At 71.0% G+C, this 6,898-nt stretch carries 6 protein-coding genes; 3 read left to right on the top strand and 3 right to left on the bottom strand.

Annotation, left to right across the window (positions count from 1 at the left end):
- Nucleotides 1–60: 60 nt before the first annotated feature.
- Nucleotides 61–930, bottom strand: coding sequence for a PPK2 family polyphosphate kinase (locus AB0G50_RS16340; RefSeq protein WP_360108339.1), 870 nt, complete (start codon nucleotides 928–930; stop codon nucleotides 61–63).
- Nucleotides 931–1,071: 141 nt separating this feature from the next.
- Between AB0G50_RS16340 and rocD the strand changes: the two genes are divergently transcribed.
- A complete protein-coding gene (gene rocD / locus AB0G50_RS16345) occupies nucleotides 1,072–2,280 on the top strand; it encodes an ornithine--oxo-acid transaminase (RefSeq protein ID WP_360108342.1) in 1,209 nt (402 codons plus the stop codon).
- 139 nt (nucleotides 2,281–2,419) lie between these two features.
- Nucleotides 2,420–3,793: a DUF2252 domain-containing protein gene (locus AB0G50_RS16350; RefSeq protein WP_360108345.1), complete on the top strand. Its 1,374-nt coding sequence runs from the start codon at nucleotides 2,420–2,422 to the stop codon at nucleotides 3,791–3,793.
- Here AB0G50_RS16350 and AB0G50_RS16355 read toward each other — a convergent pair.
- Nucleotides 3,759–4,394 (bottom strand): hypothetical protein, encoded by a 636-nt coding sequence (locus AB0G50_RS16355; protein ID WP_360108348.1) that lies wholly within the window; start codon nucleotides 4,392–4,394, stop codon nucleotides 3,759–3,761. The genes AB0G50_RS16350 and AB0G50_RS16355 overlap by 35 nt on opposite strands.
- Before the next feature lie 28 nt (nucleotides 4,395–4,422).
- Between AB0G50_RS16355 and AB0G50_RS16360 the strand changes: the two genes are divergently transcribed.
- Entirely contained in the window at nucleotides 4,423–5,100 is a 678-nt protein-coding gene (locus AB0G50_RS16360; RefSeq protein ID WP_360108351.1) for a histidine phosphatase family protein, read from the top strand.
- Here the strand turns inward: AB0G50_RS16360 and AB0G50_RS16365 are convergent.
- Entirely contained in the window at nucleotides 5,097–6,719 is a 1,623-nt protein-coding gene (locus tag AB0G50_RS16365) for an ATP-binding cassette domain-containing protein (protein ID WP_360108354.1), read from the bottom strand. The genes AB0G50_RS16360 and AB0G50_RS16365 overlap by 4 nt on opposite strands.
- Nucleotides 6,720–6,898: the final 179 nt, after the last annotated feature.

The raw sequence follows: 6,898 nt of genomic DNA on the forward strand, positions 1-6,898 counted from the left end.
CCGGAACCCACAGTGGCCCAAGCGAACGCGACAGTGCAATAAGCGCAACAGATATTGCGCCTACCGCAACGGGTCGGCGTCCCGCAGGCGGGCCAGCTCCGCCACCGGATCGTACGTGGGCTCCGGGTACACCGGAGCCACGTCCTTCATCGCTTCGAGGAGCAGTCGCGCTACAGCCCAGTTCCGGTACCACTTCCGGTCGGCCGGCACGACGAACCACGGCGCGACCGCGGTCGAGCACTTCACCAACGCGTCCTGGTAGGCGGCCTGGTATTCGGAGAACCCGGCCCGCACCTCCAGGTCGTGCGGGTTGTACTTCCAGCGCTTGGTCGGGTCCTCCAGCCGGGCGATCAGCCGTTCCCGCTGGGCGTCGGGCGAGATGTGCAGGAAGCACTTCACCAGCCGCACGCCCTCCTCGGCCAACGCGGCCTCGAACTCGTTGATCTGCCCGTACCTCCGACGCCACTCGGTCTCCGGCACCAACTGGTCCACCCGCGCGACCAGCACGTCCTCGTAGTGCGAGCGGTCGAACACGCCGAGGTGGCCGGGCGGCGGCACCTGGCGGCGGATCCGCCACAGGAAGTCGTGGCGCAGCTCCGCCCTGGTCGGCTTCTTGAACGACGCGATGCGCAACCCCTGCGGGTTCACCAGACCGGCGACGTGCGCGATGGTGCCGCCCTTGCCCGAGGTGTCCATGCCCTGGAGCACCAGCAGCACCCGTCGCCGCCCACCGCCCGCGCCCTCCGCGTACAGCGCCTCCTGGAGTGCGTCCAACTCGGACCCGATCACCCCGAGTTCGTCGGCGGCGTCCGATTTGGACGTCGGGCCCACGGGTTTGCCGGCCGGGTCGACCTCCGCCAGGTCGAACGAGTCGGGGTTCACCCGGAGCGCCGCGGAAACCGACTGGACCTGCGCGGACTTCTTCGCCATCGTCGGAGCGTAACCGGACGATCTTCGGCCCGCCCGCCGCACAACGGATCGCCGCGCAACCACCCGATTGCGCAACAAATCCAGCCAGAACGCAATACCTGACGGATGAAATCGCTGGCACAGGCCGTTTAGCCTGGGGACATGACCGCCACCACCGCACCCGCCTCCCGGCAGTTCATCGCGCTCGACGACGAGTGGAGCACGCACAACTACCACCCCCTGCCGGTCGTGATCGCGCACGGCGAGGGTTCCTGGGTGACCGACGTGGAGGGTCGCCGGTACCTGGACTTCCTGTCCGGCTACTCGTCGCTCAACTTCGGCCACCGGCACCCGGACCTCGTCGCCGCCGCCGTCGAGCAGCTCGGCCGGGTGACGCTCACCAGCCGCGCCTTCCGGCACGACCAGTTCGGCCCGTTCTGCCGCGAGCTCGCCGAGCTGACCGGCACCGAGCTGGTGCTCGCGATGAACTCCGGCGCCGAGGCCGTCGAGTCCGCGATCAAGGTCGCCCGCAAGTGGGCGTACCGGGTGAAGGGCGTGCCCGAGGGTCGCGCGGAGATCATCGTCGCCGGGTCCAACTTCCACGGCCGCACCACCACGATCGTGTCGTTCTCCACCGACGAGACCGCGCGCGCCGACTTCGGCCCGTTCACCCCGGGCTTCCGGGTGGTCCGCTACGGCGTGCTGGACGACGTGCGCGACGCGATCACCGCGAACACCGCCGCCGTGCTGCTGGAGCCCGTGCAGGGCGAGGCCGGCGTGATCGTGCCGCCGGCGGGCTACTTCCGGGGCGTGCGCGCGCTGTGCGACGAGCACGACGTGCTGCTGGTCGCGGACGAGATCCAGTCCGGCCTCGGCCGCACCGGCGACCTGTTCGCGCTGGACCACGAGGGCGTCCGGGCCGACCTGTACACGCTGGGCAAGGCGCTGGGCGGCGGCATCGTGCCGGTGTCCGCGGTGGTGGGCAGGCGGGACGTGCTGGGCGTGCTGCGACCCGGCGAGCACGGCTCGACGTTCGGCGGCAACCCGCTGGCCTGCGCGGTGGGCCGGGCCGTGGTTCGGCTGCTGGCCACCGGCGAGTTCCAGCGCCGGTCCCGCGACCTCGGCGCGCACCTGCACGCGCGGTTGGCCGAGCTGCCCGGCGTCGCGGCCGTGCGCGGACGCGGGCTGTGGGCCGGCGTGGAGATCGCGCCCGGCGGGCCGGACGGCCGCGAGGCGTCGGAGGCGCTGGCCGAACTCGGCGTGCTGTGCAAGGAAACCCACGAGAACACGCTGCGCGTCGCGCCGCCGCTGGTGATCACCCGGGACGAACTGGACCAGGGCGTCGACGCGCTCGCGAAGGTCCTCGGGTAACGCTGCGCAGCCGGTCGGGCGCGGGCCGCACACCCCGCGCCCGAATTGGGCGTTGAGCCCGACAACACTGGTCACAGCACGGGTCACAGCCTTGTCGAGGTGGCCGTTTCCGGTCCGCGCGCCAGGCATCATGTGTCGCATGGGTGAACGGAAACGGGCCGAGGCAGCTGCGGCCCTGGGGCGCTGGACCGAACCGGAAGAGGTCCTCGCGCAAGGACGCGCGCTGCGCGCGGCGGTGGCGCACGAGGAGCACCGCGCGATGTCGATCGCGTCGAACCGGCCGTCGGTGGTCGACTACGTGGAGGCCACGAACCAGGGCCGGCTGCCCGAACTCGTGGCGCTGCGGGTCGGCCGGATGCTCGCCTCGCCGTTCTCGTTCTACCGGGGCACGGCGGGTCTCATGGCGGGCGACCTCGCGGAGGGCGTGCGCAGCGGTCTGGACGCCCAGCTGTGCGGCGACGCGCACGCGGCGAACTTCGGCCTCTACGGCACGCCCGAGGGCCAGATCGTCATGGACATCAACGACTTCGACGAGACGCTGCCCGGTCCGTGGGAGTGGGACCTCAAGCGGCTGGCCGCCTCGCTGGTGCTCGCGGGCAGGCAGGGCGGCGTGTCGGAGAAGGGCTGCCGGGACGCCGCCGAGGACGCCGTCCGCGCCTACCGGGGCGCCGCGAAGCACCTGGCGGAACTGCCGTTCCTGGAGTCGTGGAGCGCGCTGGGCGACGAGTCCGTGCTGTCGAAGTCCAAGGCCGACGACCTGCTGGACGAGTTCGGCAAGGCCGCCTCCAAGGCGCGCAAGAACACCAGCGCCAAGGTCGCCGCGAAGTGGACCCGCCGCGAGGGCGAGCACTGGCGCTTCGTCGCCGACCCGCCCGTGCTGACCCGGATCCCGGACGCCACGGCCACCGCGGTGGTCGACGCGCTCCCGTCCTACGTGGACACCCTGCGCGAGTCCCGGTACAGCCTGATCATGCGCTACGGCGTGTCCGACGTCGCGTTCCGGGTCGTCGGCACCGGCAGCGTCGGTCTGCGCAACTACCTGATCCTGTTGCACGGCAACGGTGACGAGGCGCTCGTGCTCCAGGCCAAGGAGGCGCGGCCGTCCGCGCTCGCGCCGTTCCTCGACGTGCCGCCCGCCAAGCACGAGGGCAAGCGGATCGTGCACGGCGCCCGGCTCGTCCAGGCGGAAACCGACATCCTGCTGGGCTGGACCACGATCGAGGGCAGGCACTTCATCGTCCGCCAGTTCCGCAACCGCAAGGGCGAGATCGACGCGACCACGCTCAAGCGCGACGACCTGGACGACTACGGCCGGTTCGCGGGCGCGCTGCTGGCCCGCGCGCACAGCCGCTCGGTCGACCCGCGGCTGCTCGCGGGCTACCTCGCCGACGGCGCGGGCCTGGACGAGTCGATCGCGGGCTACGCCCAGGAGTACGCCGACCGCACCGAGGCCGACCACGAGGAACTGGTGAAGGCGGTCAAGGCCGGCCGACTTCCCGCTCACGTCGAATAGCCGCCCGCGCCACCAGGAACAGCACCACCGCGTTCAGGGTGTGCCACGCGTAGTGCGTGCCGCTCGGCCAGTCGCCGCACAACGGCTGGTCGAGCGTCCGCAGCGTCAACGACACCACGAAGATCCCGGCCGCCACCGCCAGGTCGTGCCACGGCAACCGGCGCACCGCCGCCACCACCGCGACCACCACCAGCGCGAGCCACGGCGCGAGGTACCCACCGGACCCGCCGGGGAACGCCTCGGCCAGCGGCAGCATCGCCCCGTACACCAGGGCGAACGCGGGCACCGCCCACCACGCCTTCGGCCAGCTCAACCCGCCGAACCAGTGCCCGAAGCACACCAGGTACCAGACCACGAACACGCCGATGAACCCGACGTCGCCGGCGCTGGTCAGCGTGGTCGCGAGGGTGTGGAAGGCGAAGCTCGCGAGGCCCACCAGCGCGAGCAGCACCGGCAGCGCCCGCAGGCTGCGCGAGGCCGGCCGGTAGAGCACCCAGAGCAGGACGGCCGCGATCAGGAAGGCCAGGTTGCTGACCGCGTTGAGCGGTTCAGCCCAGAAGCTCGCGTCAAGCCGTTCGCAGTACGCGTCGACGTGGTCCACGCGTGATTTCTACCCTAAGTTGGTCGAGGTGGACTTCGGCTGGATCGGACTCATCAGGCACGGGGAGAGCACCGGCAACGTGGCCCGCGAGGTCGCCGAGTCGGGCGGACACGAGCTGATCGACATCGCCTGGCGCGACGCGGACGTGCCGCTGTCGGACACCGGCCGCGAGCAGGCCGCCGCGCTGGGCCGCTGGTTCGCCGAGCAACCCCGCGCGCAGTGGCCGGACGTGGTGGTCAGCTCCCCGTACCGGCGCGCCGTCGACACCGCCCGCCTGGCCCTGCCCGACCACCCGCTGACCGTCGTGGACGAGCGCCTGCGCGACCGCGAGCTGGGCGTGCTGGACCTGCTGACCTCCCACGGCGTCACCGCCCGCTTCCCGGACGAGGTGGTCCGCAAGCGCCGGCTCGGCAAGTTCTACTACCGCCCGCCGGGCGGCGAGTCGTGGGCCGACGTGACCCTGCGCCTGCGCGCTCTGCTCACCGACCTGGACCGCGCCCACCCGGGCCGCCGGGTGCTGCTCTTCGGCCACGAGGTGACCGCGTTCCTGCTGCGCTACCTGCTGGAGGGTCTGCCGGAACGCGACCTGCTGGCGTACGCGCGCAACACCCCGGTCCCGAACGCCTCGCTCACCTCGTGGACCCGGACCGACCGCGGTCACACCCTCGAACACGAGTGCGCCACGGCCCAACTCGGCCCGCGCTAGCGCTTGCGCACCACCCGGGCCTCGTCCCACACCGGCTCGTCCACCTCCACGACCAGCCCGTCCGACCGGAACAGCAGGAACCGGTCGAAGGTCCGCGCGAACCACCGGTCGTGCGTCACCGCGACCACCGTCCCGGTGAACTCCTCCAACGCCCGCTGCAACGCCTCGGCCGAGTGCAGGTCGAGGTTGTCGGTCGGCTCGTCCAGCAACAGCAGCGTCGCGCCGGACAACTCCAGCAACAACACCTGGAACCGCGCCTGCTGCCCACCGGACAACGTCTCGAACCGCTGGTCACCGGACGCACCGAGCCCGTACCGGCTCAGGAACGCCATGGCCGCGCCCCGGTCCTTGCCCGAGCGCCCGTCCTCGCCGTGCCACAGGATGTCGACCAGACTCCGCCCGACCCACTCGGGGTGCTGGTGCGTCTGCGCGAACAACCCGGGCACCACCCGCGCGCCCAACTTCCAGGCACCGCCGTGCGCGACCGAGGCGTCCCCGCCCAGCATCCGCAGGAAGTGGCTCTTCCCGGACCCGTTGGACCCGAGCACGGCCACCCGGTCCCCGAAGAACACCTCCACCGAGAACGGCTTCATCAACCCGCTCAGCTCGAGACCCTCGCACGTGATCGCCCGGACACCGGTCCGCCCACCCCGCAACCGGGGCACGACCTTCTCGTCGACGGGCATCTCCGGCGGCGGCCCGGCCTCCTCGAACTTCTGCAACCGCGTCTGCATGGCGCGGTACTTGGCCGCCATCACCTCGGAGATCCGAGCCTGGATCTGCAACGTCCGAACCAACTCCCGCAACCGCGAGTGCTCGTCCTCCCACCGCTTGTGCTCCTCGGCCAACCGCTCGATCCGAGCGGCCCGAGCCGAGTGCCACCCCCGGAACGACCCGACGTGCGTCCAGGCGGAGTGCGCCTCGACGGTCACCACGTGCGTGGCGGCAACCCCCAACAACTCCCGGTCGTGACTGACCAGCAAAACCCCCTTGCCGGTCTCCACCAACCGCTCCTCCAACCACCGCTTGCCCGGCACGTCGAGGTAGTTGTCCGGCTCGTCCAGAAGCAGAACCTGCTCCCCACCCCGCAACAACGCCTCGAGCACCACCCGCTTCTGCTCCCCACCGGAAAGCGTCCGCACCTCCCGAAACCGAGCCCGGTCATAGGGAACACCCAGCGCCGCAACGGTCACCGTGTCCCACAGGACCTCGGCGTCGTACCCCCCGACCTCACCCCACTCGGCAAGAGCGGACGCGTACCGCATCTGGTGGACCTCGTCGTCCACCTCCATGAGGGCGAGCTCGACCTCGTCCAACTCACGAGCGGCATCCCGCAACGCGACAGGAGAAGCAGCCAACAAAAGATCACGCACAGTGGAGGAGTCCCGAACCGACCCGACGAACTGGGGCATCACCCCAAGCCCACCCTGAACCCGCGAGGACCCGGCAGCAGGCGTCAGTTCCCCGGCGAGAATCCGCAACAGAGTCGACTTCCCGACCCCGTTCCCCCCAACGAGCGCCACAACCTGCCCGGCCCCGACCTTGAACGAGACATCCCGAAACAACTCCCGCCCGTCAGGCAACCGATACGCAAGCCCATTGGCATCCAAGAACCCCACAGCCGCATGGTCCCCGCACCAGCCCCGAACACCTAATCCTTAACCCACGCCCCCACGCGCCGCAGGGCGCGCAAGCCCAACGCAGTGGCCTCGTGTTCTCCCCGTATGGCCTGGGCGAAGCCCAACCGCATGTGTCAAGGGGGCACATTCAGCGCTACCGCCGGCCAAACTCGACAACG

The sequence above is a fragment of the Actinosynnema sp. NPDC020468 genome (assembly GCF_040642015.1).
Lineage (GTDB): Bacteria > Actinomycetota > Actinomycetes > Mycobacteriales > Pseudonocardiaceae > Actinosynnema.

Coding starts and splice junctions, on each gene's coding strand:
- AB0G50_RS16340 (WP_360108339.1), bottom strand. CDS start 930: ATGGCGAAGAAGTCCGCGCAGGTCCAGTCGGTTTCCGCGGCGCTCCGG.
- rocD (WP_360108342.1), top strand. CDS start 1,072: ATGACCGCCACCACCGCACCCGCCTCCCGGCAGTTCATCGCGCTCGAC.
- AB0G50_RS16350 (WP_360108345.1), top strand. CDS start 2,420: ATGGGTGAACGGAAACGGGCCGAGGCAGCTGCGGCCCTGGGGCGCTGG.